The sequence below is a fragment of the Collinsella sp. AM16-21 genome (assembly GCF_003471905.1).
Lineage (GTDB): Bacteria > Actinomycetota > Coriobacteriia > Coriobacteriales > Coriobacteriaceae > Collinsella.
Genome location: NZ_QRKJ01000003.1, coordinates 96,794 through 123,167, shown reverse-complemented (window position 1 = coordinate 123,167; position 26,374 = coordinate 96,794). Strand labels below are relative to the sequence as shown.

The window sequence follows — 26,374 nt, the reverse complement described above, 5'->3', positions numbered from 1 at the left end:
CAAATAATTGTCTACTCCACTACTGCCTCTTCATCAGGGCGATACAGGATGTAAACGAGAACGAAGTTAAGAATTAAACCGACGACATTGCAAAGAATTGCGCCGATGAGGCTGCTCATATCACCAGAAGGATCCATATAACCGGGGAAGCTAAAAATGCCGCTCGACGTCATAACGAACGTACAGGTGTTGAAAATCGCCGGGATAACAGCACTGATTGCTCCGGCGACCATGGAAGCGATAATGATCTTCTTGTGCTCCAAGATGATGCCGTACAGCGCCGGTTCCGTAATCCCGAAAAAGCCCGTAATGGCACAGCTGAACCCAAGACTCTTTTCACTCGGGTCCTTCGAGCGGAGGGCAAACGCCAAACAAGCGCCGACAACACCCATGCTGCAGCAGAGAAGTCCAAGGATAGGATCGGAGCCGACGGTCATAATATTGTTGATGGAAAGCACGATCAGGGCCCAATGGAGTCCAAGGGGGATCATAACGAGACCGAATATCGGCCCGAGAATAACGCCGCAAAGGACGGGGCTGAACTGATAGACCGCCAGCACTGCAGTCGCAAGCAAAGAGCTCGCCTGCTGAATAACGGGGCCGATCACAAGGAGCGAGACGGGGGCGGCAACAGCAACCGTCAGGAACGGGACGAGCGCAAATGCCACAACATCGGGAAGAACCGCCCGCAGCCACTTATTAAGAACGGATGCGAACCAAGCCGCCACGATAGCAGGAAACACCGTGGAGGAATAGCTCACCATTGTGAACTTCATGCCGAGCAAATCCAGCGCATCGCCCGCTCCGGCCGCAGCAACGAAAGTCGGATAAATCAGGATTGCACCGAGTACCGCACCGATATATCGATCGGTTCCAAAGAACTGAGCAGCAGATGATCCGACAAGAACGGGCAGAAAATACATGCAGGCATTTCCCATGCCGTACAGCAGAGTGTATATTCCGCTCTCGGCGGAAACAGCACCCGCCGTCGTCAGAATACTAAGGACGGCGTTTATCATTCCGCATGCGATCAAGGCAGGAAGAACGGGCATCATGATGCCGCTGATGAGCTTCATTAGCTTTCCCAGAAAGCCCTTAGTCTCTCCTTCGCTTGCCTCGGAATCTCCGGCATCAATCCCGGTTTCCTTGGCAACGATTTCATAGACCTTATCGACCTTAGGTCCCACAATCACCTGATATTGCCCCGCGGAATGGCGAATGTCGATCACGCCATCAATCGCCTTGACTTTTGCATCGTCTACGATGCTTTCGTCCTTAAGGTTGAACCTTAAACGAGTCATGCAGTGAGCTACAAATGTAACGTTGTCTGCGCCGCCCACCATCTCGAGAATCTCGGCAGCGAGCTTGGTTGTATCTGCCATAAATACCATTTCTCCCATGTTGAGTTTTATATGTAACCATCAGCAAAGCGCGCGCCTTTGCCAACTAATTACCTTGTTTTCGATGCAATTCGATTGATGTGCATCATGAGGTAGAGTCTTTCTTCGTCTATAAGTTCCCGCCCCGTCAGTCGGCTGAGAACAGAAGCAATATCATCGGCGCACATTGATGCCACCGGATATTCTTTTTTGAGCGAGAGGTACATCTTGCGGTTGTCGCTCACGATGCTTTCGCCAGAGTTCAACCTATTGAATAAGTACTGAAGATGGGTTGCGAACCTTGCGTAATCGAAACCTTCCCGATCAACTTGAATGCCAAGCCGATTTTCAACAGCAACGGTTGACTCCTCCAGAACACGATCGTAGATATCCGCGCTAAACTCTTTAACTACTTCGCATGAGTCCGAATCGGCCATGTTATTGATAAACGCCATGGCAATTCCAACTGCCTCATGAGCTGGAAGCCTAACGTTAAGACGTTTCCTGATTATCTTAAGTGCATACTCGCCGATTCTAAATTCGACGGGATATTGTTGGCGGACATCAAACGATAAAGGCATGCGGACAACGATATTTTGCTCTTTGCGCTTAACCGCATACGCGATATGGTCCGCAAGGATAAACGGCAAATTAGGGCTCACCTCATAAGACAGCAAACCTGTCGACATATCAATAACATCCGAGGTAAGCTCGAGAAGCTCGTCGGGGACCTCGTCAACGAGAGCGATGTAGCGAGAGCTAACGTTATAAAACGTTCGTTGAATCTCCGAAAGAGGGACCTCGTCTTCGACATTCTTAAACCCCAGACCACGGCCGAATGCAACCAACTGTCTGCCATTTCCATCGACGCAGAGGACAGCGCTGGTATTAATTCGTTTAACAATTTCCATGTGTCCCCCCCTAAACAGAACAAGGCTCCCGAAGCAGAATCCGACAATCAATGTCGACAGATGCTGCTTCAGGAGCCTTGCCTGAATATCACTCTGAGGACTAGTTTAAGCGAGCTAGTGCTAATGACCTCGAATAAACACTTCTAAACAGTTAAACGGTCGATATCTCCGTGTGAACGGTTTGGAGGCAGAGGGCGGCCCTATGCCTGCTGATAGTGCAGGTGCTTCTCGTCGATATCGGCCAGGTCGCGGTCGAGATAACGACGCGCAAGCCAGTTGGCCATGGGGAGGTTCTGGTCCAGGTAGTTGCCGCACTCCTCGGGAGCGGCACCGGGAACATCGCCCTCAAAGCCGGCGACAAACTCGAACAGCTCACGCACGAGCGGCAGGATCTCCTCGCTCGTCACCTCGCCAAACACGACGAGGTAAAAGCCCGTGCGGCAGCCCATGGGCCCAAAGTAGACGATACGGCTCGACCACTCGGCATGGTTGCGAAGGAAGGTGGCGCCCAGATGCTCAATGGTGTGGCACTCGGCCGTGTTCATGACTGGCTCCTTGTTGGGCGTGGTCAGGCGCAGGTCAAAGGTGGTGACGGCGGCGCCGGTCGCCGGATCGCGGTCGATGCGGCTCACATACACGCCGGGCTCAAGCAGCAGATGGTCAACGGAAAAACTTGCAATGCGCTCCATGGCAGTTCCTCTCGGTAGTCAATTTGGGACGGGGCTCTTTTAGCTGGTTCGAATGGTCGCACCAATCATACCAGTCAAAAAAGCCCCGTCCCAAATGAGCTGCCCGGGACGGGGATCAATGAGTTTTTAATCCCCGTCTCAGAATAATCATGCTAGGCGGTGTACGCGATTGTAGATTTCACGGCATGGCGCCAGCCGGCGATCTTTTTGGCGCGCTCGTCGGCGGACATGGTGGACTCCACGATGCCGCGGGCGCCGTAGACGTCGACGACGTCGCGCGTGTACATGCCCAGCGCAATGCCGCAGGCCCAGGCCGCGCCCAGACCGCTCATCTCGTCGTTGCTCGCGATGCGAATGGGCGAGCCAACCAAGTCGCTCTCAAACTGCATCAGGTACGCATCGCGCGTGGGACCGCCGTCAACACGAAGTTCGGCCAGCGCCGCGCCCGAATCCTCGACCATCGCATCAATCACGTCAAAGATCTGATAGGCGATCGACTCGTCGGCGGCCTTCACGAACTCCGCGCGACCCGTGGTGCGCGTCATGCCAAAGACGCAGCCCTCGGCGTCACTCGCCCAGTGCGGCGCGCCCAGACCGGTAAACGCCGGCACAAAGTAGACGCGGCTCGCCGGATTGGCGGCGTAGCACAGGTCGGTAACTTCCTCGGGGTTATTGATGAGCTCCAGATCGTCGCGCAGCCACGTCTTGACGGCGCCGGCGTAGCTCACGTTGCCCTCGAGCACGTACTCGGTCACGCCGTCCATGCGCCATGCGAGCGAGCTCGAAAGCCCGTGCGAGCTGGCGACGAACTCGTCGCCGACGTTCATCATGACCGAGCTGCCGGTGCCATAGGTCGCCTTGGCCATGCCGCGGCTATGGCAGCCCTGCGCAAACAAGGCGGCATGGCTGTCGCCGAGCACGCCGTGAATGGGCACGGGTGCCGGCAAAAAGCCGTCCAGGTCCGTCGTGCCAAAGAGACCGTCGGAATCGGTCACCTGCGGCAGGCAGGCCGGATCGATGCCAAAAGCCTCGCACACCGGCTCGCTCCAGCAGCCACGGCGCAGGTCGAAGAGCTGCGTGCGGCTGGCATTGGACCAGTCGCAGCGGAACTCCGCGCCGCCCGTGAGCGTCCAGACCACCCAAGCATCGATGGTGCCCAGACACAGCTCGCCCGCCGCCGCGGCCTCGGCAGCCGCCGGAACGTTCGCGAGGATCCAAGCCATCTTGCCCGCCGGATAGTAGGGCGAGAGCACCAGACCCGTCGTATCACGCACCAGCTCGGCCACACCCTCGCGCGCGGCCAGCTTGTCGCACAGCTCGCGGGCGCGGGCGCACTGCCACACCACGGCGTCGCACAGCGGCTCGCCCGTTGTGCGGTTCCAGGCAACGGTGGTCTCGCGCTGGTTGGAGATGCCGATGCCGGCGACGTCGGCCGGGTCGACCCCGGTCTCCTCCACCACGGCACGCGCCACGGCCAGCACGTTAGCGGCGATCTCGGCTGGATCATGGCTCACCCAACCGGCCTCGTTGACAATCTGGCGATGCGAGCGATCGGCACGATGAATCAGGTGGCCGCCCTCGTCCACCAGCAGCGCCTTGGTGCCCTGCGTGGATTGATCGATACCGATGATGTATTTACTCATGTACTCTCCCATTCCTTCCGTCAAATCGAAGATAACCTGGCGGACAAGGAGCGAGCGGCCGTCAAGTGCCACAGATTGCCGTGAAAGAGGAGCGCCGCGTACTCTGTGTACGCAAGCGACGGTTTGAACGGCAAGGTGCGGTGCTTGGCGGCCGCGCAGCGTCTGTTTCTACTAGTTGCCAAGGAACTCGGCGACCGTCTTTGCAATTCCGGCACCCGTCAGGCCGTAGTGCGCAAAGACCTCGGGACTCGTGCCGGTGATGACCGGCGCGTCGGGCAGGCTTAGGCACTTAACCGGACGCGGGCAATGCTCGCCCACAACCTGCGCGACCATGGAGCCCAGGCCGCCGAAGGGGCTGTGCTCCTCGACGGTCACGACGGCGCGCGTGGCGCCGGCGGCCTCGATCACGGCCTCGGCGTCGAGCGGCTTGACGCAGTACATGTCGAGCACCGTTGCCGAGATTCCCTGCTCGGCCAACAGATCGGCGGCGTCCACGGCATGGCGGACCATCTCGCCGGTGGCGACAATCGTCACATCGGTGCCGCGACGTACCCAGGTGGCACGGTCCATCTGGAACGGGCACTCGTCCTCGGTATACACGTCCTCGACCGGGTTGCGACCCACGCGGATGTAGGCCGGCTTGTTGTCGGCAACCAGGGCGCGCACGAGCTCGGCGGTCTGGAAACGATCGCTCGGCAGATATACGCGCATGTTGGGAATCGCGCTCATGGCAGCGATATCCTGTGCGGAGTGATGGCTCATGCCCAAGGCGCCGTAGGACACGCCGCCCGAGATACCGATAAGCTTGACGTTGGTGTTGGAGTACGAGACATCGACCTTGCACTGCTCATACGAGCGCGTGGTCACAAAGGACGCCGGCGAGGCGGCCCAGGCCTTCTTGCCGCACGAAGCCATGCCGGCGGCGATACTCACCAGGTCCTGCTCGGCGATGCCGACCTCAATGGACTGCTGGGGATACTGATCGAAGAACGGCGTGAGCGATGCGGAGCCGCGGGAGTCGGAGCACAGGACGACGATGTCCTTATCGGTCTCGGCGGCCTCGAGCAGCGTGTCGCAGATAACCTTGCGGTTGGCGATCTTGTTAGCCATTGATGGCCTCCTTATGGGCAGCGAAATCGGCGATGATCTGGGCATATTCCTCGTCGTTGGGCAGGTGATGATGCCAGGCGGCCTTGTCCTCCATAACGGGCGAGCCATAGCCCTTCACTGTGTTGAGGATGATGACCGTGGGCTTACCCTTGGTCTCGGCGGCCAGCGTCAGCGCGGCGTCGATGGCCTGGACGTCGTTGCCCGGAATGGACAGCACGTTCCAACCGAAGGCGGCCCAGCGCTCCTCCTGCGAATCCTGCTTCATGACGTCCTCGGTGCTGCCGCTGATCTGCAGGCGGTTGCGGTCCACGAGCGCGCACAGGTTATCGAGCTGGTAGTTGCCGCCGCTCATGGCGCCCTCCCAGACCGAGCCCTCGGCAAGCTCGCCGTCGCCCATGATGGTGTAGACGCGGTAGTCGCGGCCATCCATCTTGCCGGCAAGCGCCATCCCGACGGCCACGGGCAAGCCATGGCCCAGCGAGCCCGAGTTCATCTCGATGCCCTTGAGCTTGTTGTTGGGGTGGCCGATGTAGGGGCTGCCGAACTTAGAGAAGCGGGCCTTGACGTCGTCGAGGTCCAGATAGCCCTCGTGGCAGAGCACCGCGTAGTAGGCCTCCATGGCGTGGCCCTTGGAGAGCACGAAGCGATCGCGGTTGGGATCGTCGACGGTCTCGGGCGAAATGTTGAGGTGGTTGGCGTAGAGGGTCATCAGCGCATCGATGACCGACATGTCGCCGCCGATGTGCCCGCCGGCGCCAGCCATGATGATATCGACGCAATCGCGGCGAAGGTCCCAACGCAGGGATTCAAGCTCTTCGATAGTTGCCATTTCTACTCTCCTCGCAGGTAAGCTTTGACGTCTTCTTCGATGGGGTCGTACAGGTCGGGGACAATGCCGATGTACTTGCACGCCTCGTAGAGCACCGGCACCACGTTGGCGTGAATGGCGACGCAGTGGTGGATGTAGGGACCCTCGACGATCTTGGCCTCGAGGCGCTTGAGGTTGTCGACCTCGACCCACAGGTAGGTGCCCATGCCGGCCGGGCCGTCGATGCCGCGGGCGTTGCCCAGCAGCAGCGAGTACTCGCCGTTGTCGCCGTCAAAGCGGGCAAGGGTGAGGTCGCCGTGCTTGGCCTCGGCCGTCAGCGCGCCGGGGTGATCGAAGGCCAGCGGGTAGGTGAGCTTAGGCTTGACGGCCGCACAGCTGCAGGGCCAGGGGCCGCAGTGCTGCAGCAGCTCGCCGTTCTCGTTATCGGGATGGCGCACGGTCCAGTCGGCGAACATGCCGCGGTGACGGCCCAGGTCGGCCGCCTCGACCATCAGCGCGGTGATGGCGCCGTGGATATCGGTCTCGCACACGACGGGGATACCCATCTCGTTGAGGATGGCGTTGGCGGCGCAGGGCATAATGCCCAGCTCGTCCTGCAGGGCGTTCCAGCACTGGATGGCGCCGGCGTTGCAGCCGTACTTCTCGACCAGGCGCTTCATGGCAATGGCGAGTCCTGCGACCGCAGGAACCTTGTCCTCGGGGATGCAGATCTCAAAGCTGTCACCAATGTGGGCGAGCATGGCTGCCATGGCCTGCTCGTCAGCCTGGGCGTCGCGCACGGCCTGGACAAGCTCGGTCATGGGGATGGGCGAAAGCTGGATGTTGAACTTCTCGAGCAGCTCGCCCTCGTTGCACATGGTCGACCAGAAATCGAACGGACGGGTGGCCATCTGCAGGATGCGGGTGTGCTTGAAGGTCTTGACCACGTTGCACACGGCCAAAAAGTCCCAGACGCCGCGCTCGAACTCGGGATCGGTCAGACGGCAGTTGGTCATGTAGGTGAAGGGAACCTGGAAGCGGCGCAGGACCTTGCCGGTGGCGAACAGGCCGCACTGGCTATCGCGCAGACGGGTGCCGTCGGGCTCGGGGCGCTCGTCACGCGGACCCCACAGCAGCACGGGCAGGCCGAGCTCGCGGGCAAGGCGGGCGCAAACATACTCGGTACCGAAGTTGGCGTGGCAGAGCATGATGCCGTCGACGCCCTCGGCGCGGAACTTCTCGACGATAGGCGCGATATGGCTGTCGTCGAACAGCAGGCCCTCGTCGTTGATGTCGTCGATATCCACGATCTCGACGCCGATCTCGCGCAGGCGATCAGCCGTAAGGCCGCGATACTTGATCGCGTCCGGCGCGCTAAAGATACTGCGGCGCGTGGGTACAAAGCCGAGCTTGATCTTATCCATGTACGTCCTCCCCTAATCACATGTTCAGTAAACAGATGTGTGTTTCGTTTTGTTCTGTTTACTAAATGTTTTACTCTTTTGTTTAGAAGTTTAGCGCGAAATACCCGTAGACGGTAGAGAAATCAGCCTAAACGGTATGTAAACAAACTGAACATACAACGGAAACAAAAAGAGGACCCCGAAGGATCCTCTTCTGAATGGCACTATGTTAACTGCCCTAGCGAGCTTTGGCACGCTGCAGGCAATGCCGTCTCCGCCTAGATTTCGCGCACGCTCTGGCGCTCGACAAAATAGGTCGACACGGCCGTTTTGCAGGTATAGCTCTTGGGATTGCGGATGTTACCCACCAGACGGCGCACCGCGATCTCGCCCACCTCGTGTTTGGGAACATGCACCGTGGTGAGTGGCGGGTTGGAGAAGGCGCCCAGAGATAGGTCGTCAAAGCCGATGATCGAGACATCCTCGGGCACGCAAATGCCGTGCTCGTTGAACGCGCGCATGGCACCCACGGCGAGCACGTCGTTCTCGGCAAAGAAAGCCGTCGGCAGGTCGTCGTGCGAGGCATTGTCGAGCCACGCGCCCATGTCGCGATAAGCGCCCTCGAGCGTGGTGCCCAGCGTGACGCGCCATGCCGGATTGGCCTCGAGGTCCGCATCCTCAAGCGCTTGGCGATAGCCGCGCTCGCGGTCCTTAAAGTTGCGGATACGAAGGTCGCCCGCCAGATAGCCGATTTGCTTGTGACCTTTCTCGATAAGGTAGTCCACGGCACGCAGCACCGAATCGGTATTGGCAATGACCACGGCATCAAAGTACTGGCGGTCGCTCCAGCCATCGAGCACAATCAGGTGGGCGGCGGCGTTAGCGAACAGGGCGTAGTCCTCCTCGCCCAACTCCGTACCCATTAGTACAATAGCGGCGGCCGGATCGGCAATCAGGCCCTCGACCTGCGGACGCACGGCGTCTAGGTCGCTAAAGTCGAGCGAGACAAAGCTCGTGCTCATGCCGTGGCGACGCGCCTGGCGCTCCACGCCCTCGATGACCGCGGGGTGGAAGGTGCTCTCGTCCAGGATGGCGCCCGTCTTGCGCGCGAGCACAAACTGGATGCTCTCGAGCTGCGTCGACTGCTGATAGCCGAGCGACTGCGCGCACTCCAGGATGACTTTGGCGGTCTCCTCGCTCACGCTGCGCTTGCGGTTGAGCGCGTTGGACACGGTTGCGGGCGAAAAACCGGTGATGCGGCTGATCTCGCGAACACTTGCTTTGGCCATTGTTCCCCCTAGCAACGGTCGTGGCGGAGCATCGTGGCCTGACCGCCCCGTGACTCGACAACTAAACGACCGCAAATTCAATCTAAACAGAATAGTAAATGTTTAATAGCTAGTTTAGCCTGTTGTCAAGCGAAGCGACGCGACTATTCCCCCAACGGGCGTATTTACTCGGTAGCTAAAAAAGCCCGTCCCAAATTGACTACATGGGACGGGGCGTGAAAATCATTTAGCCCAGGACACGAGCCATACGGGCCTTGAACTCGGACAGGAAGCGCGGGGCGTCCACGGTGAGCGCCACGAGCGCGCTCTTATCCGGATCGGACAGACGGTGCTCGTCACAGATAGTGCGGCCGCGGTACTCGCCCAGCAGGTCGACACGAAGATTGCAGCCGAGCGCACCCACGAGCGTGGGATCAATCGCCACGGCAACCGCCAGCGGATCGTGCAGCGCGCAGCCGCCCAGGTAGGGCGCGTTCATTTCGTACGAACCGATATAGTGCTCGACCATGCTCGCAAACGCGCAGCCAGCCATAGTGCCCGAGCCCGTCCAGCCGGCAACGTCGCGACGTGTGAGCACCACGCGGTGCGTCACATCCAAGCCCACCATGGTGAGCTTGCGGCCCGAGCGCAACACGGCGTCGGCAGCCTCGGGGTCGCCCGCCATGTTGGCCTCGGCGCCCGCGCTCACGTTGCCGGGCACGGTAAGCGCACCGCCCATCACGACCACGCGGCCGATGGACATCATCGCCGCCGCATCGCGCTCCAGGGCAAGCGCCAGATTGGTGAGCGGGCCGGTCGCAACGTAGACCAGATCGGGACCATAGGTACGCGCGGCATCAATCAGGTAATCGACCGCCGCATTGCCATCGGCCGACGTCGCGCCCACTGGCTCGTACGGCGAGGCGGGCACGCTTGCGCCGCCAATACCGTTCTTGCCGTGGATAAGCGTGGTGGACGCCGGCGGCGTGTAGGGTTCGGTCGCCTTCATGGGACGATCGGCGCCCAGGTACACCGGCACCTCGGGACGACCCAACAGGTCGAGCACCGCCAAGCAGTTGTGCGCCGACTGCTCGACGCGCACGTTACCAAAGCACGTGGTGATGCCGACGAGCTCCACCTCGGGGCTTGCGATGGCATAGGCGAGCGCCATCGCATCATCCACACCCATATCCAGATCAAGGATCAGCTTCTTGGTTGCCATTGTTCTACTCCGCTTCTCCGTCTACATCCAAACCGTCTAAACCAAACTTGTGCTCGACTTCCGTACGCGTGGGAATTGATTGCTGAGCGCCCAGGCGCGATACCGTCACCGCCGAGGCGCGAGCACCCGCGGCCATGCACTCAAAGAGCGGCAGACCCTCCAGACGAGCTGCAGCAAGCGCACCAATAAACGTATCGCCCGCGGCCGTCGTATCGACCACCGCGCTCGAAAGCGCCGGCATGCGCAGCGGCTCACCGCCATCGCCGAGCGTAACCGAGCCGGCGCCGCCCAGCGTGATGACCGCGGCGCCGGCGCCCTTGTCGAGCAGCGCATTGAGCGCGGCGACGCAGCTCGCATCATCTGTGGGCAGAATGCCCGTCAGCATCTGGCACTCGGTCTCGTTGGGGCAGACCAAGTCGACCGCAGGCCACGCTCCTGCCGGCAAATCGCAGGCGGGCGCAGGGTTAAAGACCGTATAGAACCCCAGCTCGTGAGCGCAAGCAAGCGCCCCGGCCGTCGCCGCAAGGTCACATTCGCCCTGGGCGATAAAGACGCCGCCAGCAGCCGGGGCAATCTCGCTGGCATCGCCGTCGAGCTCGTCGGCCACCAAGCGCCTCAGTGCGCGGGCAACGTCCTCGCCCGCAAGCGCATGGTTGGCGCCCGGCGACAGCACGATGCGGTTGTCGCTCTCGCAGCGAATGATAGTCGCGGTACCGGTCTCCACGTCATCGCGACGCGCCACGAACTCAACGCCCACGCCGGCATCCTGGAGCCCTGCCACGAGCGCATCGCCAAAGGTATCGCGCCCAACAGCGCCGATCATGCATGTGCGCGCACCCATGCGCGCAGCGGCGACGGCCTGGTTAGCGCCCTTGCCACCAGCGTTGGTGATAAAACCGCTGCCACCGACTGTCTCGCCCGCACGCGGCATGCGCTCGCACGCCACCGAAAGGTCCATGTTCATGCTGCCGAACACCGCAACGATGCTGTGATCCGCCATGGAAACCTCCTCGTCTTCAGGCTTTGCGCCCACCGTCGACCAACGATTGTGCACTCTCGCACCCCCTATAACTTTAGTCCACTTTGATGTGGACGCGCGCTTGAGCTTACGCCAGCAGCAAGCATTCACAGGGGCAGGCAGCTACAATGAATACGTGCTGATTATTCTCGTCATTGGATGATGTTTTATGGAACAATTCTCGCAATCGGGCTCGCGCGGTCGACGCCGCACGGGCAACGAGCCGGCGCCGCACGAACGCGTGAAGGGCGAACGCCGTGCCAACGAGCCGCGACGCACCGCGAGCCCCCATCGCGCTTCTGCCAACAACGCGGGCCGCGCCAACACTCCCGCCGCGGAGCAGACGCCTGCTCGCCCCAAGTCCCGCTACATCCCTGCCCTTGACGGCCTGCGCACGCTTGCCGTCGTCGCAGTGGTGCTCTATCACCTCAACCTCACGTGGGCTCAGGGCGGCCTGCTTGGCGTCACGATCTTCTTTGTGCTTTCGGGCTATCTGATCACGCGCTTGCTGCTCAACGAAGTCGCTAAGACCGGCCGTATCGACCTTAAGAGCTTCTGGATTCGCCGCATCCGTCGCCTGGTCCCCGCCGTGGTAACGGTAGTGTTCGTGACCTGCGCGCTGTGCACCATCTTTAACCACGTGATGCTCACCAAGATGCGCCCCGACATCCTGCCGTCGCTGCTGTTCTTCAACAACTGGTGGCAGATTGCCCAAAACGTCTCGTACTTCAATGCTCTGGGCGACCCCTCGCCGCTCACGCACTTTTGGTCGCTTGCCATCGAGGAACAGTTCTACCTGATTTGGCCGCCGCTGCTGTTTGCCATGGTATCCATGCATGTGAGCAAGCCCAACACGCGCCGCGTGGTTCTGGGCCTTGCCGCGGTATCTGCCCTCGCCATGATGGTGCTTTACAACCCTGCCGCCGACCCCAGCCGCGTGTACTACGGCACCGACACCCGCGTGTTTTCGCTGCTGCTGGGTGCCTGGATGGCCTTTATCCCCGATCGCGACCTGGCGCCGGTGCGTCTCGCACATCGTTTGGGGCTCAATCGCCTGGCTGGCGCCGCCAAGCATGGCAAGAACGCCGAGGGAAAGCCTGGCGAGAAGGCCGACGAAGCAGCCGAGACCGCCCCGGTACAGCCGAGCGCCCTCGTGCGCTTTTGGTCCTCGCCCGCATCCATCGATGTGTTGGGCGTCGTGGGTCTGGTTGGCCTTGCCGCCATGGTCGCGCTCACCAACGGCTACACCGCGTTCCAGTATCGCGGCGGCACGCTGTTATGCTCCATCCTCACGCTCATGGTCATCGCGGCCTGCGTGCAGCCCCAGGGAATGGTTGCCCGCGTGCTGTCCGCCGAGCCGCTCGTGTGGGTTGGCAAGCGCTCGTACAGCATCTACCTGTGGCACTATCCGCTGCTGTTGCTCATGAACCCGGTCGCCAACATCAACGATACGCCCTGGTGGCAGTACATCTTGCAGGTACTTGTGGTGGTCGCCGTAGCCGAGTGTTCCTATCGCTTTATCGAAACGCCGTTTAGGAAGGGTGCCTTCGGCCGCACCGTCACCGAATTCCGCGATGGCACCACCACGCCCGCCAACTGGGCACGCGCACACGCCCCTGTCTGCGCAGCCTGTGCTGTCGTGTTGGTCGTTGCGCTGGGCGGCCTGATTTTTGTGCCCGAGACGTCTGCGCTGAGCGGCGAGGGCGCCGAAGTCCTGAACAAGGAAGCCAAAAACACCGCGCCCACCGACCAGCAGGCGGCCGATGACACCGACAAGGACAACGACGGCTTCCCCGATGGCTCCTACGACCTGTTGATGATCGGTGACTCCGTGTCGCTGCGCGCCGTTGATTCCTTTGACGGCGTGTTCCCGCACAGCCATATCGATGCCGAAAAGGGCCGCCAGTTTGATGCGGGCCGCGCGACATTTGAGGGCTATATCCAGCAGAACCTTGCCGGCAAGATCGTGGTCTTTGCCCTGGGCACCAACGGTTTGGTAACGGACGCCCAGGTCGACGCGATCATGGCCGACGCCGGCGAGCAGCGTATTGTCGTGTTTGTAAACACGCGTAGCCCGCAGCCGTGGGTCGGGTCCACGAACCAGGCCATCGCCAACGCCGCCACGCGCTACAAGAATGTACGCGTTATCGACTGGTACGGGCACAGCGCCAACCGCAACGACCTGTTCGACGGCGACGGCACGCACCTGTCGGCCACCGGCGTGACCGAATACCTCAACCTGATCCACGATGCGGTCAAGAAAGACCTGCCCGTGCACCCCGAGGACCACGTCAACGATCCGCAGCCGGCAGCCGTCAAGTCCGCCGCCGACGCACTCGTCAATGCCCTCGCCTACAAGCCACACAAGCTGGGCACCGACAAGTAACGCGCAGCAAAATCTGCGTACACCCGCAGGGGGCGTCGGCCACGGCCGACGCCCCCTGCGGCAGTTAGGGACACTCCTTTTGCACCGGCACCCGGAAGCACTCCTGGCGCAGCCAATGGAGACCTCTACGGATGAATTCCAAGCCGCTCCGCCCCTCCAGACATCGTTTCCGTGCCTCGCGCCTGCCCCAAACAATCAAAACAAGCCCTTTTCGCCGCGACCTCAAAGGTCTGTGGGCAAAAAAGGGCAAATATGAGTACTGTTACCATTTTAGTAGCAGGCAAAACCACCCAAATTGACGTTCGGACAACCCCTACAGCCCCCTAAAGCAGCCAACCTGACTGATTTAAGGCGTATTGAAGCCAATTTTAATGAACATACTATAGGTTATGTTCATTATCTTTTTGAATGTAAATGCTATTCACTTAGCAACAGTACTCATATTTAGCATTTTTTGCCCACCGCCATATAACTAACGCCCTATAGCAGACGAAAAACAGGCCGCAGCCCATGGCGGCGGCCTGTTCGGAAGCAAAAGTAGGCGTTAAGCGCTGTAGCCCATCGCTTGCAGCACAAACATGACGACCGTCAGCACCGTAATCACGCCGATAGTCGCCCACGTGAGCACGTTCCATACGCGGCCGTTGCGGTTGGCGCCCATAATGTGGCGATCCGCCGCGATAACCACCTGAAATACCAGGACTACGGGCAGCAGCACGCCGTTGATGACCTGCGAGGTCATCATAATCTGGAACAAATCGACGCCAGGCATGAGCACCAACACGGCAGAAATGCCGATGATGGCCGTAATGATGCCGCGGTAAACCGGGGCCTCGTCCCAGCTGCGATCGGCGCCGCGCTCCCAGCCAAAAGCCTCGCAGATGGCACTCGACGTAACGCCCGGCAGCACGCAGGCAGCCAAAAAACTCGCTGCGACCAGGCCCGAGGCAAACAGCACCGTGGACCACTGGCCCGCGATGGGCTCCAGCGCGCGGGCGGCATCGGCGGCATCGCTAATCTGAATACCCGCCGGGAACAGCACCGTACCGGTCGTGATGATAATGAAGCCCGCAATGATATCAGCAGCAATCGAGCCGCTCACGGTATCAATACGCTGCAGCGCGATGTCGTCCTCGCCCGCATTCTTATCGACCACGTTGTTCTGAGCCAAGAAGATCATCCACGGTGCAATGGTGGTACCAATTGTTGCGACCACAAGCGACACGTAGCTGGGATCGTTCTGAATATTGGGGACGACCAAGTCGACCGCGACCTCGCCCCAGTTGGGGCCGGCCATAAACGCGGCGACGATGTAGGTCACGAACACGCAGCTTACCAGCAGCAAAATCTTCTCGATGCGCTGGAAGCTGCCCGACATGGTAAGCATCCACACCAGCAGCGCCACGAGCGGCACCGAGATGCTCGCCGGAACGCCAAACAGAGCAAGGCCACTCGCGATGCCCGCGAACTCCGAAATGGTAACGGCCGTGTTGGCGATCAGCAGCGCCGCCATGGCCAGCACGCTCCTGCGCACGCCAAAGCGCTCACGGATGAGCGAGGCCAAGCCCTTGCCCGTGACGCAACCGCAGCGCGCCGCGGTCTCTTGCGTCACGATGAGCAGCACGGTCATGACGGGAAGCATCCAGAGCATCTTATAGCCATAGCTGGCGCCCGCGCTGGAATACGTGGCGATGCCGCCGGCGTCATTGCCCGAAAGCGCCGCCAGAAGACCGGGGCCCATGGCGCCAAAGATGGCCGCGATGGTCAGCTTTTGCTTGGTGCTCGGCTTTTGCTTCGTATTTTGCACGCGACCACCTACCCCATGACCGACATGGTGAGCAGCACCGCGGCGATGCAGTACGCCACACACGAGATCATGACGGCGATGACGTTCATGGCGGTGCCCGACGTGTTAAGGTCGTGCTCATCGCGCCAGAACAGCACCATCAGGTAAATCACGGCGCTCATGTTGCCAACCAGGCAAATGACGGCAGCGATATTAAAGCAACCGGTAAAGAGCTGCTCCTCAAACATAGTGGCATCGGGGAACGCGGCGGTGCGCACCAGCTGCGCGCACAGGTAGGTCACGAGCGAAAGGATCAGGCCCATACCCGTGCTCTGGAAGAAGAATCCCAGGTACGGTTTGGGCTCGTCGTCGTGACCGTCGTACTCGAGGAAATAGTTCTTGACGAACGACACCATGCGCGAGGCAGCCAGCAGCACGAGCGGCATGGCGCACATGGGGAACACCACCAGATGCGCGGAGCCCAGCGCCGTCCCCAGCACGGTCGCCATAATGCACGAGGCGATGCCCCACACGACGACCCAGTACTGACGATGCACGAACCAGCTGAGCACGTTCGTCGAGTCGTCCGACGCGCTATCGCCCGAGCCGACACCGGCGATCTGCAGGTCCTCCTGATGCTCCTCGGCGATAACGTCCATGGCGTCGTCGAAGGTCACGATACCCAAGATATGACGGTTCTCGTCGCAGACAGGGATGGCAACCAGGTCGTACTTGGTCATCTCGTCCGTCACGTCTTCCTGGTCCTCGTCGGGCGACACGTAGACCAGATCGCGATAGGCGAGCTGGCCCAGCGTGGCGTCGCGGTCGGCTACGATCAGCGTGCGCAGCGAAAGCACGCCGGTCAGCATGCCGCTCGGATCCTCGGTATAGACGTAGTAGACGCTCTCGAAGTCCTCGTCGAGTTTGCGAATCGCCTCGATGGCATCGCCGACCGTCGCCGTGGCGGGCAGCGAGACAAACTCCGAGGTCATGATACGGCCGGCGGTGTTGTCCTCGTAGCCCAGCAGATTACGAATCGCCTTCTCCTCCTTGACGCCCATCAGGCGCAGGAGCTTCTCGGCCTTCTCATAATCGAGCTCGTCGATCAGGTCGGCAGCATCGTCCGGGTCCATCATGGCCAGCATCGACGATGCGTCGGTATCGGACAGGCCCTCGAGCATCTCGGTCATGAGCTCGTCGTCATCGAACTCCGAGATGGCCTCGGCGGCCTGTGCCGTGTCGAGCTGCGCGAACACCTGCGCGCGCAGGCGCGGGTCGAGCTGCTCGATGATGTCAGCGATGTCGGCAGGATGCAGCTCGCCAAGCGTCTTGTGCGACACCGAGAGCTGGATGTTCTTAGTCGAGCGATCGAGCAGGTCCATGTAAGACCAGGCGATAATGTCCTCGCTGAGCGGCTTGCCCAGGTGCTTCATAAAGCCCTCGACGACGTGCTCGAGCGTGGGGCTGATCGCGCGCAGCAGACCGCGGGCACCAACTTCGGCACCCAGCAGGCGCAGCTGATTTTCGCCCGACATGGAAAACTTGATGTCGTTTACGCGCACGACCTTCATGCCCTGCGTGTCGACGATCTGCTTGTTGAGCACGTCGCGGGCAAGCAAGAGTTCGGTCGGCTGCAGGTACGAAAAACGGATTTCGGTGGCCGACGTCTTAAGGTGTACACCCGTCTCGTCGATACGGTCGACCCATTTGCGCCAGCTGATCATAAACGGCGTCTTGCCGGGACCGCGGAACGCGAGCGACGTCACGTGTGGAAAAACTTCGCCGGTAGCAATACCAAAATCGTTGACCACGCCGAGCTTTTCGCCGTCGACGTCCAAGACCGGCAATTTGAGCATCTCACTCAGATAATTCAATGGTGCTCCCCATCATTATTCCTGCGGACGCGGCCGCGCGTGCGGCGTCCGGGGGCTTCTGGATATGTATACGCATGCGCGGGCGGCACGCCGCTCGACGCTTACACCCCGTGCATGCGCAAAAAGCACCTGCATGGGGTCATCGACTGTATGGTCGAGGTTTGGATTTCACCTGTAACCTTTCTCTTGACCCTCATTAACCGCAGTAACTATAGCATCAGCATCGCCCTGCGGCATCGAATTTATGCGCTGCACATTGCAGGCATACCAAACGCTGACGCATCCGTGACATAGTCATTGGGGACGTTCTTAAATGACTACCCAATAACTACTCTGTGGTGTCGTTGTCCTCGGCAAGTTGGGGGAACACGGCATCCTTGGGCATGGTGACCTTCGTCAGCGAGGTGAGCTTTTTGCTCAGCGACGCGTCCGTCTTGACCAGGTCGCTGAGCGTCACGATCTTGTAGCCGTCGGCAATGAGGCCGTCGATAATCTGCGGCAGCGCCTCGAGCGTCTGCTCGGCGCATTCGTCTCTATCGGTGAGCAGCACGATATTGCCCGGCGTCACCGAATCGAGCACCGTCGAGACCTGCTCGTCGGCACCGTTGAGCAGCCAGTCGCCCGAGTCAATATTCCACGAGACCACGGCGGAGACCAGGTCCATCGCATCAATCCAGTTTTGCTCGTCAAAGGCAGCGTAGGGAGCACGCAGCAGCATCGTCTTCACGCCGGTCGCCGACTTAATCGCATCGGTGCCTTTCGTGATCTGTTCGCGTACCGCCTCACGGTCCTGACCCTTGAGCGAATCGTCGCTGTAGCTGTTGGATCCGATCTCGCACCCGGCATCGACAATCGCCTTGGCCGTGGCAGGCGATGCCTCGGCCGCATCGCCCGACAGGAAGAACGTCGCGGTGACGCCCTTTTCCTTGAGTACCTGCAAGATCTGCTTGGTAGCGCTGCTCGGACCCTCGTCAAACGTCAGCGCCACGTACTTTTTGTTGCCCTTGGGCGCCACGCTGGCGCACGCAACGACGCAATCGGTGGCGGGCACGACCTCGCCGCGGTCCTGTGTCTTGCCCGATTGCTCGCCGACCCACACCTCGGAGCGGCCCTGGACACCCCACGTCTGCACATACTCGATAGCGCCCGTACCCTCGACCTTGAGCTTGGGCTCGATAACCGTAGCCTGAACCTCGTGCTTCTCGTAGGTGTTACGGCCATCCTTGACCGTCACCTTCTCGCCGCCCTCAAGTTCGCGGCTATCCCATTTGCCCTGCTTCACGCGCTTGCCGTCGACCTTCACCGACAGCTTTTCGCCCCCATGGCGCTTGAGCACGCTGTCATCGACGGCCAGCAGGTCGCCTGCGTCGTAGGTGTCAGTCAACTCCTGGTCGTCGATGAGATTCTGCAGCGTAGAGCCCACACGCACCGCTGTCTTCTGGCCGTTGAGCTCCACGTCCACACTGCGGTTGACGTAGCCCACGACGGCAGCGATAAACAGCACGAGCGCGCAACCCACGGCGATGAGCGCGTAGGGCAGGCGAGACGAACGACGGGGTGTGCGGCTGTTGCCGATGCGCGCGCTGCGATCGCTAAAGCCGCGGCTATGGTTGAGATACATCGCGCCGGGCTTACGGTGACGGCGGCGCTGACCGCTGGGCAGCTGCCCCAGGTCGCGGCGCGCCGTCGGACGCGCACCCGAACGCCCGTTTAAGTTGGATCCGTTTTGGCGCATGTGCCCTCCCCCATAAACACAGCAAGCCGGAGCAACAGGTCTCCGGCTTGCCTCCCATCATTTGGTACGTCGCTATTTTGTAGCTTTTGACGAGCCTCCGCTCGCCTTTTGGTATTCGTCCTTAAAGGCCTTGAACATACCGCGCGTCTTGCCGAGCTGCTTGCCCAGTGCGCGGCTGCCCTTGTCCACGGCGACCGATCCCTTGTCATCGAGCACCTTGGCGCCCTTTTTGACCTTGTCGCCCACCACGACGCTGGCCTCGGCGGCCTTGGCAGCCGCACCGCCCGAATACCCGAGCGACTTGACCTCGTCCGAGACGACCATCGCGCCGTTCTCGTAGCCGCGCAGCATCGTCGGCGGCACCTGCGTGTCACCAACCAAAACACTCGAAGCAGCGCCGGCGGTCACATAGAATGCCTGCACGATGCCCGAGCGCGGCTTGAACTCAACGTCCGAGCAATAGCCCACGACGTCGCCCGATTCCGTGCGCACGTCCATACCGACCCAGATGATGCAATCGTCCAGGTTGATGTCGAGGCGCTTGGCCGCAGCGGTATCGTAGGTGCCCTTGACGTCGTCAACCGCGATGGCGCCCTCGTAGACACCAATGGCGTCGAGCGCTACGAATCGGTCGGGACGCTCGATCATGCCCGCGATATCGGACTGGCGGACCATAAAGCCGACCACGCGCGTACCGCCCGGGGTAAAGACCGGAAAGTGAATCTTTCCGAGCTTTTTAGGGCTGCGCGGCGTGCCGTCCTTTTTGGTGCGCTTGTCCTCGGCAGGCTTGCGATAGATCTTGGCGCCGACAAAATCCCCGGCGCGCATTATGCCTCGGTCGAGGGCTCCGCAGCCTCGGCATCAGCCTCGACGGCGTTCTCGACCATGACGTCGGCGGCAGGCGTCACGTTGCCACCCGAAATGGCGTCGTTGAGCTGCTCGCGCAGCTGGTCCATGCGCTCGCGGGCCAGGTCGACCTTGGCGCGCAGGTCGTCGGTCTTGGCGTCGACCATCGGGCCAAAGTCATTCACCGCAGCACGGGCCTCCTCGGCGCTGTGCTCGTAGGTGTCGCGCATATTGTCCCAGGCGTCGTTGGCGATATCGGCAGCCATGGCGCGGGTCTCGGCGCCCGAGCGCGGGGCCAGAGCAACACCGATAATAGCGCCGGCAGCGGCACCAAAAAGTGCGCCGGAGACAAAGCTGAAAGTCTTACCCATGATCATTCCTCTCCTGCGGGCACGTCGGTGCCCACCGTTTGAATGCTGTCCATTATACCCGCAGCGCATCACTTGCCGCTCCGCTCATCTGCGTACGGCAAAGGCGCAGGTACGTGATGGTGATAAACGCGTAGGCCTACTCCTGAGGCATAGCCGGCATGGCCACCGTGGCACCCGGGTCCTCGCCGGCGCCGTCCACGAGTGGCAGGCCGCCCTCATGCGCAGGTCCTGCCGGAACCGTCGCCGCACCGCCAAAGACGGCAGCGGAGGCCTCGTGGTTCTCGGCAACCGCGCCCTCGGTATCAATCGCCACCTGGGGCTCGTCGTCAAAGTTGGGGACGCCCTGGGGCTCGGTGGGAACGGGCTCGGCGGTCGCATCGGCAACGGGCTCGGCGTCGACCGGCACATCGCCCTCGTCAGCGCCCTCGTCCTCGGCAGCATCTTCGCCGTTCGCAGCAGCGACGGCCTCGTGAGGATCCTTGCCCTCGGCCTCGGCGCGCATGCCCAGCACCAGGTTGCGCAGGCCCGCGACCGTGCCTTCCACGTCGGGGGCAGGCTGGTCGGCGTGCAGGTACGCCCAGTCCATCATAAAGGTGGCCGACGACAGCGCACCGATGGCCAGTGCGTCGTCGGGACACGAAAGCTCGACCTCAAAGACACGCTCGTCATGCTCGCTTACGCGCGTGCGGCCGCACGAGATGCTACCGGCAAGACCGGTCTCGTTCATGAGCTCGACCGTCACGTGCTCCAGCAGGTGGCAGAGCTCGGTCTGACCCATGCAGTCCTGGAACTCGCGGCCGGAATCGCCCAGGCACAGGTGCTTGGCAATCGCCGGTACCAGGTAGTACACGCGCGCCGTGGCCTCGATGTCCTCCGAGGTCATGAGCGGCATGCCGGGGTTCACCAGCACATGCGCACAGATCTTGTCCTCGCTGACGGTGACCTTAAGGATGTTGAACAGGCCTGCCATAACTCTCCCCTACTCTTCCTTGTCCTACTCGTCGCCATCGTGCGGATCCACAGAGCCCGCACCCGACGCCGCCGGCTTCTCTGCCGAAGACTCGGAATCCTTCTTATCGGTTTCGGCCGGAGCGATCACGCGAATGAGCGAGATGCGCTGGCCACGCATCGACTGCACTTTAAACTTGTACCCCGCGACCTCAAACACCTCTCCGATGTCGGGCACCGAGTCGCAAAGCTCCAAAATCCAGCCGGCGATGGTCTCATAATCATCGCTTTCCTCGAGCGGCCAACCAAGCTCAATCGCGTCATCGCACGAAAAACGCCCATCGACGAGCCACTCGCGGCGCGAAAGGCGCGTGAGGTACTTGTTGTCGGGGTCGAACTCGTCCTCGATCTCGCCCACGATCTCCTCGACGATGTCCTCGATGGTGATGATGCCGGCCGTGCCGCCGTACTCATCCACGACGACCACGATCTGGTCGTGCGAGGTCTGCATCTCGGACAGCAGCGGCAGGATGTCCTTGGTGTCGGGCACAAAGGTGGCGTCGCGCAAAAAGCCGGCGATGGGCTGGTCGCCCTTGCCATCGAGCGCGGGCTGGATCAGGTCCTTGATGTGCGCGATGCCCGCGACGTTGTCGGGGTCCTCGTGATAGACGGGGATGCGGCTGAAGCCGGTCTGGCGCATGGTGGACAACACGTCGGCGACCGTCTCGTCGTCCTCGCACATGGTGGTGTCCACGCGCGGCACCATGACCTCGCGGGCAACGGTGTCGCCCAGGTCGAAGATCTCGTGGATCATGCGCTTTTCCTCGTCGAGCAGGTCGTCCTGCTCCGAGACCATGTACTTGATCTCTTCCTCCGAGACGTTCTGACGGTCGTCGGCACTCTTGATACGCAAGATGCGGGCCAGGCCATCGGAGCAAGCGCCAGTCAGCCACACGAGCGGACGGGCGATCTTTTGGAATACGGAGAGCGGTCCCACGACCTGCTTGGATACGCCCTCGGCGTTAGCAAGGCCGATGCGCTTGGGCACGAGCTCGCCGATCACGATGGACACAAAGGCGACGGCGACGGTGATGATGACCGGCGCCAGGCCGCGCGCGATGGCGGAGAGCGGCGCGATGCCAAAGCTCATGAGCCACGTGGCGAGCGGGTCGGACAGGCTCGTCGAGGCAACGGCGGACGAGGCGAAGCCCACGAGCGTGATGGCGACCTGGATGGTGGCGAGCAGCTGGTCGGAGTCGGCAGCCAGCTTAATGGCACGCTCGGCGCGCTTGTCGCCTTCCTCGGCCTCATGCTCCAGCACGGCGCGCTTGGCCGTGGTGAGCGCCATCTCGGACATAGAGAAGTAGCCGTTGATGAGGGTCAAAACGAGGGTAGTGATAAGGGAGATGGTTATGTCCATCGGGAGTTTCTCGAACCTCCAAGATTCGGGACGTCAGGTCAAAACGTTGATGACGGATACGGCAATTGCACCGGCGCCCAAACGAGGACGCGGGCGCGCAGGCGTGGTCGCTAAATTACGAAGAGAATCACCGCCATGAACTGGAAGATGCTGCCGGCGAGCACCCACAGGTGAAACACACTATGCAGATAGCGCACGTTTTTGGCGATGTAGAACGGCACGCCCACGGTATAGCACACGCCGCCGACAGCGAGCAGGGCAAGTGCCACGGGGTTGAGCAGCGACACGAGCTCGGGCAGCTTAAAGACAACGAGCCAGCCCATCAGCAGGTAGACCAGGCCGCTTACCCAGTGCGGCTGGCGCTCGCGCATAAAGCACTCGAGGGCGATGCCGATAATGGCGATGGCCCATACGGCGAAGAACAGCGCAGCGCCGCCGTCGTTTGCGAGCGTGATGAGGCAAAACGGCGTATAGCTGCCGGCTATGAGCAGGTAGATGCAGCTGTGGTCGATGATGCGAAACACGCGCTTGGCGCGCGCGGGTTGAATCGCATGGTAGAGCGTGGAGGCTAGGTATTCGAGGATGATGCTGACGCCATAGACAATTGCCGCGGCCATGTGGGCCGGGCCACCGCCGCGCAGTGCAGCGAATACGATCAGGAGCACCAGACCCGCAATACCCAGCAAGCAGCCGACACCATGGGTGACGGAGTTCATAATCTCCTCGCCCACCGTGTAGTGCGGAACGGCCGCGGCCTTGGGTCGCGGCTTGGAACTGTCGCTCGAATCGGACATGCCGGTTACATCCTCCAACGTAAAGAGTTCTCAACACTATATCAAAGCGTCTGGGTGCGTGCGAAATTTGCACCATACGTGACCCTTTGTTTACCCATTCTTTGCCTGTTGACGCATCAACGGTGAACGTCCATAATGCGCTTGCATTAAATGTTGATGTATTAACATCTTATAGGAAAGCTTCTTATGTCTCAAAACGCACGTTCCCATCGAAAGCTCAAGATAGCCGGCGTCGTTGCGCTGGTGGTTGTCATTGCGCTGCTCGGATTTGCCGGCAACTTTCTGTTTGACTTCGCGCTGAATCCCCGCGCGCCATACACCATGAAGATGATGCAGGACGGCAAGGACGGCAAAGAAAGTGAGCAGCCGGATGCCGAGGGAACCGAGGCGCGGGCGTGGTTTAAAGAGAATCGCGAGAGCAGCAGCCTCACCGCAGATGACGGAACCGAGCTTGCCGCTTGGTATTTTGCCGGCCCGGAAAGCACGCACGATTACGCTATCTGCCTGCACGGATACACCGACGAGCCCATCGGCATGGCCCGATACGTCAAGCGCTTCCACGACCGCGGCATGAACGTGCTCGCGCCCGCCGCCCGTGCCCACGAGCGCTCCGGCGGCGACTATATCGGCATGGGCTGGCCCGAGCGGCTCGATGTCATCGCGTGGATCGGGCGCATCGTTCAGGCCGACCCCGAGGCGCGCATCCTGGTCTTTGGCGAGTCGATGGGTGCGGCGACGGCCATGAACGTCGCGGGGGAATCTCTGCCTGCAAATGTAAAATGCATTATCGAGGACTGTGGTTATACGAGTGTTTGGGACGAGTTTTCTCTGCAGCTCAAGGACGTGTTCGGCCTGCCCAGCTTTCCCTTGCTCGATGTAGCAAACTTGGTGTGCAACGTGCGCGCAGGCTACGACTTTCATAAGGCGAGCAGCGTGGAACAGCTTAAACACGCGACGGTCCCCATGCTATTTATCCATGGCGACCGGGACACCTTTGTACCGTACAGTATGCTCGACCAAAACTACGACGCGTGCGCCAGCAAGGTTAAACAGAAGCTCACTATCCACGGCGCCACCCACGCCAAGAGCGCGCAAGTTGACCCCGAACTCTACTGGAATACGGTCGATAACTTCCTCGACGAGAATTTTTAGGCAAATATCAGCATTTACAGCTCCAGCTGACCCCTGTTTTCGGAAGTATGCGGCAAAATCTGAACTTGCCGACCAGACCCCTGTTTCGCACCTGGTTTACCTGCGATTTTGTTGGCAAAAAACACAGTGTGGTCGGCGGTCTCAGAATTTGCCGCATACTTCCGAAAAACCGCCCGCGAGCGCTGTGCTCACGGGCGGCTTTTGCTAACGTTGCGCTACAAAAGCGCTTGATATGTCCAATAGACAGGTGTTACTTGACCTCGATGAGCTCGTACTCGCTCGTGCCCAGGCCGATCTTTTCGGCATGCGCGATGCACGCGCGCCAGTCGGTGTCGGGATGCGTGATGCAGAAGGGGTCCTTGGCCTGCTCGCCCTCCAGATGCTCGTGGTCATGCTCCATCTTGGCGGCGCTGTCGGTGAGCTCAGTGTTGGGAAGCGGCTCGGACGCCATAACGGCATCGGCGCAGGCCTGGTCGATGGCGACCGGGTCGAAGCTCGCGAACATGCCGATATCGTTGACGATGGGCGTGTCGTTTTCGGGATGGCAATCGCAGTTGGGACTGATATCCATAGCCAGTGAGATATGGAAGCTCGGGCGGCCGTCGACAACGGCCTTGGTGTACTCGGCGATCTTGTAGTTGAGCACGTCGGCCGCAGCGTCATAGCCGGGCTTGATGGCGTCCTGGTTGCAAACGCCGATGCAGCGGCCGCAGCCCACACAGCGATCGTGGTCGATGGCAGCCACGTGGACCGTGCGGGTGTTGCCGTTGGCAAGCTCGCACTCGCGGGTGTCGTCGAACGAGATAGCGTTGTGCGCGCAGATCTTTTCACAGGCACGGCAGCCAATGCAGTGCTCGGTCGCGACGTTCGGCTTGCCGGCGGCATGCTGCTCCATCTTGCCGGCGCGGCTGCCGCCACCCATACCCAAGTTCTTCATGGCGCCGCCAAAGCCGGCCTGCTCATGACCCTTAAAGTGCGTAAGGCTGATCACGATATCGGCATCCATGAGTGCCTGGCCGATCTTGGCCTCGCGCACGTACTCGCCACCCTCGACCGGGACGAGCGCCTCGTCGGTACCCTTGAGGCCGTCGGCGATGATGACCTGGCAGCCCGTGGCGTACGGGGTAAAGCCGTTCTGGTAGGCGGTGTCGATGTGCTCGAGCGCGTTTTTGCGGCTACCGACGTAGAGCGTGTTGCAGTCGGTGAGGAAGGGCTTGCCGCCCAGCTCCTTCACGACGTCCGCGACGGCGCGGGCGTAGTTGGGGCGCAAAAAGCTCAGGTTACCCAGCTCGCCAAAGTGAATCTTGATAGCGACGAACTTGTTCTCAAAGTCGATCTGCTCAATGCCGGCACGGCGAATGAGGCGCTTGAGCTTGTCGAGCTGGCTCTCGCGAGCATGCGTGCGCAGGTTGGTAAAGTACACCTTTGCCGGTGCGACGGGTGCAGTTGCGGTCATAGATCTATCCCCTCGGTCTATACGGCGTTACAGACATAGGAGATGGTACCCGTTGAAGCAGGGTCAAAGTCAAGCGCAACACCTAGTCGTTGGGCACTCATTGGGGACAGACTTAAATGAGTGCCTCGCCACCTGGCAGCTAGGGACAGTCCTTG

Annotated in this window: 21 protein-coding genes; 2 read left to right on the top strand and 19 right to left on the bottom strand. The window is 60.9% G+C overall.

Going from position 1 to position 26,374, the window contains the following annotated elements:
• Window positions 1-11: 11 nt before the first annotated feature.
• The 10 genes from DW180_RS02890 to DW180_RS02845 form a co-directional block, all read right to left on the bottom strand.
• Entirely contained in the window at window positions 12-1,382 is a 1,371-nt protein-coding gene (locus DW180_RS02890; protein ID WP_158565462.1) for a PTS transporter subunit EIIC, read from the bottom strand.
• Between the two features lie 68 nt (window positions 1,383-1,450).
• Window positions 1,451-2,290 (bottom strand): PRD domain-containing protein, encoded by an 840-nt coding sequence (locus DW180_RS02885; RefSeq protein WP_118237343.1) that lies wholly within the window; start codon window positions 2,288-2,290, stop codon window positions 1,451-1,453.
• A gap of 200 nt (window positions 2,291-2,490) precedes the next feature.
• Complete coding sequence (locus DW180_RS02880; RefSeq protein ID WP_117770240.1) at window positions 2,491-2,979, bottom strand: S-ribosylhomocysteine lyase; 489 nt, start codon at window positions 2,977-2,979, stop codon at window positions 2,491-2,493.
• Window positions 2,980-3,131: 152 nt separating this feature from the next.
• Window positions 3,132-4,622 carry a glycerol kinase GlpK gene (locus DW180_RS02875; protein ID WP_118237341.1) on the bottom strand — a complete coding sequence of 497 codons (1,491 nt, stop codon included), beginning with the start codon at window positions 4,620-4,622 and terminating at the stop codon, window positions 3,132-3,134.
• Window positions 4,623-4,793: 171 nt separating this feature from the next.
• Window positions 4,794-5,732 carry a transketolase family protein gene (locus DW180_RS02870; RefSeq protein WP_117800087.1) on the bottom strand — a complete coding sequence of 313 codons (939 nt, stop codon included), beginning with the start codon at window positions 5,730-5,732 and terminating at the stop codon, window positions 4,794-4,796.
• Window positions 5,725-6,561: a transketolase gene (locus DW180_RS02865; RefSeq protein WP_197736868.1), complete on the bottom strand. Its 837-nt coding sequence runs from the start codon at window positions 6,559-6,561 to the stop codon at window positions 5,725-5,727. The genes DW180_RS02870 and DW180_RS02865 overlap by 8 nt, the downstream gene beginning before the upstream one ends.
• 2 nt (window positions 6,562-6,563) lie before the next feature.
• Window positions 6,564-7,964: an L-fucose/L-arabinose isomerase family protein gene (locus DW180_RS02860; RefSeq protein ID WP_118237339.1), complete on the bottom strand. Its 1,401-nt coding sequence runs from the start codon at window positions 7,962-7,964 to the stop codon at window positions 6,564-6,566.
• Between the two features lie 257 nt (window positions 7,965-8,221).
• Window positions 8,222-9,232, bottom strand: coding sequence for a LacI family DNA-binding transcriptional regulator (locus DW180_RS02855; protein ID WP_118237337.1), 1,011 nt, complete (start codon window positions 9,230-9,232; stop codon window positions 8,222-8,224).
• Between the two features lie 226 nt (window positions 9,233-9,458).
• A complete protein-coding gene (locus tag DW180_RS02850) occupies window positions 9,459-10,433 on the bottom strand; it encodes a nucleoside hydrolase (protein WP_117564514.1) in 975 nt (324 codons plus the stop codon).
• A 4-nt stretch (window positions 10,434-10,437) separates the two neighbouring features.
• Window positions 10,438-11,433, bottom strand: a complete 996-nt coding sequence (locus tag DW180_RS02845; protein ID WP_117876942.1) for a ribokinase — start codon at window positions 11,431-11,433, stop codon at window positions 10,438-10,440.
• 187 nt (window positions 11,434-11,620) lie between these two features.
• On the opposite strand from DW180_RS02845, the gene DW180_RS02840 reads away from it, so the two are divergent.
• Entirely contained in the window at window positions 11,621-13,837 is a 2,217-nt protein-coding gene (locus DW180_RS02840; protein WP_118237335.1) for an acyltransferase family protein, read from the top strand.
• Between the two features lie 544 nt (window positions 13,838-14,381).
• Here the strand turns inward: DW180_RS02840 and DW180_RS02835 are convergent.
• The 8 genes from DW180_RS02835 to DW180_RS02800 form a co-directional block, all read right to left on the bottom strand.
• Window positions 14,382-15,578 carry an Nramp family divalent metal transporter gene (locus DW180_RS02835; protein WP_118237379.1) on the bottom strand — a complete coding sequence of 399 codons (1,197 nt, stop codon included), beginning with the start codon at window positions 15,576-15,578 and terminating at the stop codon, window positions 14,382-14,384.
• A gap of 74 nt (window positions 15,579-15,652) precedes the next feature.
• Window positions 15,653-17,497 (bottom strand): magnesium transporter, encoded by a 1,845-nt coding sequence (locus DW180_RS02830; protein WP_118237333.1) that lies wholly within the window; start codon window positions 17,495-17,497, stop codon window positions 15,653-15,655.
• 328 nt (window positions 17,498-17,825) lie between these two features.
• Complete coding sequence (locus DW180_RS02825; RefSeq protein WP_233502315.1) at window positions 17,826-19,232, bottom strand: polysaccharide deacetylase family protein; 1,407 nt, start codon at window positions 19,230-19,232, stop codon at window positions 17,826-17,828.
• Window positions 19,233-19,304: 72 nt separating this feature from the next.
• Window positions 19,305-20,060 (bottom strand): PRC-barrel domain containing protein, encoded by a 756-nt coding sequence (locus DW180_RS02820; RefSeq protein ID WP_117716174.1) that lies wholly within the window; start codon window positions 20,058-20,060, stop codon window positions 19,305-19,307.
• Window positions 20,060-20,449, bottom strand: coding sequence for a YtxH domain-containing protein (locus tag DW180_RS02815; RefSeq protein WP_117716231.1), 390 nt, complete (start codon window positions 20,447-20,449; stop codon window positions 20,060-20,062). The genes DW180_RS02820 and DW180_RS02815 overlap by 1 nt, the downstream gene beginning before the upstream one ends.
• 136 nt (window positions 20,450-20,585) lie before the next feature.
• Entirely contained in the window at window positions 20,586-21,419 is an 834-nt protein-coding gene (locus DW180_RS10450; protein ID WP_233504106.1) for a hypothetical protein, read from the bottom strand.
• A 24-nt stretch (window positions 21,420-21,443) separates the two neighbouring features.
• Window positions 21,444-22,817 carry a hemolysin family protein gene (locus tag DW180_RS02805; RefSeq protein ID WP_117716175.1) on the bottom strand — a complete coding sequence of 458 codons (1,374 nt, stop codon included), beginning with the start codon at window positions 22,815-22,817 and terminating at the stop codon, window positions 21,444-21,446.
• 110 nt (window positions 22,818-22,927) lie between these two features.
• Window positions 22,928-23,611: a hemolysin III family protein gene (locus DW180_RS02800; protein ID WP_197032173.1), complete on the bottom strand. Its 684-nt coding sequence runs from the start codon at window positions 23,609-23,611 to the stop codon at window positions 22,928-22,930.
• Between the two features lie 186 nt (window positions 23,612-23,797).
• Here DW180_RS02800 and DW180_RS02795 point away from each other — a divergent pair, with 186 nt between their 5' ends.
• The gene (locus DW180_RS02795; protein ID WP_118237331.1) at window positions 23,798-24,763 is read left to right on the top strand and encodes an alpha/beta hydrolase; all 966 of its coding nucleotides are present in this window, start codon (window positions 23,798-23,800) and stop codon (window positions 24,761-24,763) included.
• Between the two features lie 250 nt (window positions 24,764-25,013).
• On the opposite strand, the gene DW180_RS02790 is transcribed toward DW180_RS02795, so the two are convergent.
• Window positions 25,014-26,219: a DUF362 domain-containing protein gene (locus DW180_RS02790; protein ID WP_118237329.1), complete on the bottom strand. Its 1,206-nt coding sequence runs from the start codon at window positions 26,217-26,219 to the stop codon at window positions 25,014-25,016.
• Between the last annotated feature and the right edge of the window lie 155 nt (window positions 26,220-26,374).

Coding starts and splice junctions, on each gene's coding strand:
- DW180_RS02890 (WP_158565462.1), bottom strand. CDS start 1,382: ATGGCAGATACAACCAAGCTCGCTGCCGAGATTCTCGAGATGGTGGGC.
- DW180_RS02885 (WP_118237343.1), bottom strand. CDS start 2,290: ATGGAAATTGTTAAACGAATTAATACCAGCGCTGTCCTCTGCGTCGAT.
- DW180_RS02880 (WP_117770240.1), bottom strand. CDS start 2,979: ATGGAGCGCATTGCAAGTTTTTCCGTTGACCATCTGCTGCTTGAGCCC.
- DW180_RS02875 (WP_118237341.1), bottom strand. CDS start 4,622: ATGAGTAAATACATCATCGGTATCGATCAATCCACGCAGGGCACCAAG.
- DW180_RS02870 (WP_117800087.1), bottom strand. CDS start 5,732: ATGGCTAACAAGATCGCCAACCGCAAGGTTATCTGCGACACGCTGCTC.
- DW180_RS02865 (WP_197736868.1), bottom strand. CDS start 6,561: ATGGCAACTATCGAAGAGCTTGAATCCCTGCGTTGGGACCTTCGCCGC.
- DW180_RS02860 (WP_118237339.1), bottom strand. CDS start 7,964: ATGGATAAGATCAAGCTCGGCTTTGTACCCACGCGCCGCAGTATCTTT.
- DW180_RS02855 (WP_118237337.1), bottom strand. CDS start 9,232: ATGGCCAAAGCAAGTGTTCGCGAGATCAGCCGCATCACCGGTTTTTCG.
- DW180_RS02850 (WP_117564514.1), bottom strand. CDS start 10,433: ATGGCAACCAAGAAGCTGATCCTTGATCTGGATATGGGTGTGGATGAT.
- DW180_RS02845 (WP_117876942.1), bottom strand. CDS start 11,433: ATGGCGGATCACAGCATCGTTGCGGTGTTCGGCAGCATGAACATGGAC.
- DW180_RS02840 (WP_118237335.1), top strand. CDS start 11,621: ATGGAACAATTCTCGCAATCGGGCTCGCGCGGTCGACGCCGCACGGGC.
- DW180_RS02835 (WP_118237379.1), bottom strand. CDS start 15,578: ATGGGCCCCGGTCTTCTGGCGGCGCTTTCGGGCAATGACGCCGGCGGC.
- DW180_RS02825 (WP_233502315.1), bottom strand. CDS start 19,232: ATGCGCCAAAACGGATCCAACTTAAACGGGCGTTCGGGTGCGCGTCCG.
- DW180_RS02820 (WP_117716174.1), bottom strand. CDS start 20,060: ATGCGCGCCGGGGATTTTGTCGGCGCCAAGATCTATCGCAAGCCTGCC.
- DW180_RS02815 (WP_117716231.1), bottom strand. CDS start 20,449: ATGGGTAAGACTTTCAGCTTTGTCTCCGGCGCACTTTTTGGTGCCGCT.
- DW180_RS10450 (WP_233504106.1), bottom strand. CDS start 21,419: ATGGCAGGCCTGTTCAACATCCTTAAGGTCACCGTCAGCGAGGACAAG.
- DW180_RS02805 (WP_117716175.1), bottom strand. CDS start 22,817: ATGGACATAACCATCTCCCTTATCACTACCCTCGTTTTGACCCTCATC.
- DW180_RS02800 (WP_197032173.1), bottom strand. CDS start 23,611: ATGTCCGATTCGAGCGACAGTTCCAAGCCGCGACCCAAGGCCGCGGCC.
- DW180_RS02795 (WP_118237331.1), top strand. CDS start 23,798: ATGTCTCAAAACGCACGTTCCCATCGAAAGCTCAAGATAGCCGGCGTC.
- DW180_RS02790 (WP_118237329.1), bottom strand. CDS start 26,219: ATGACCGCAACTGCACCCGTCGCACCGGCAAAGGTGTACTTTACCAAC.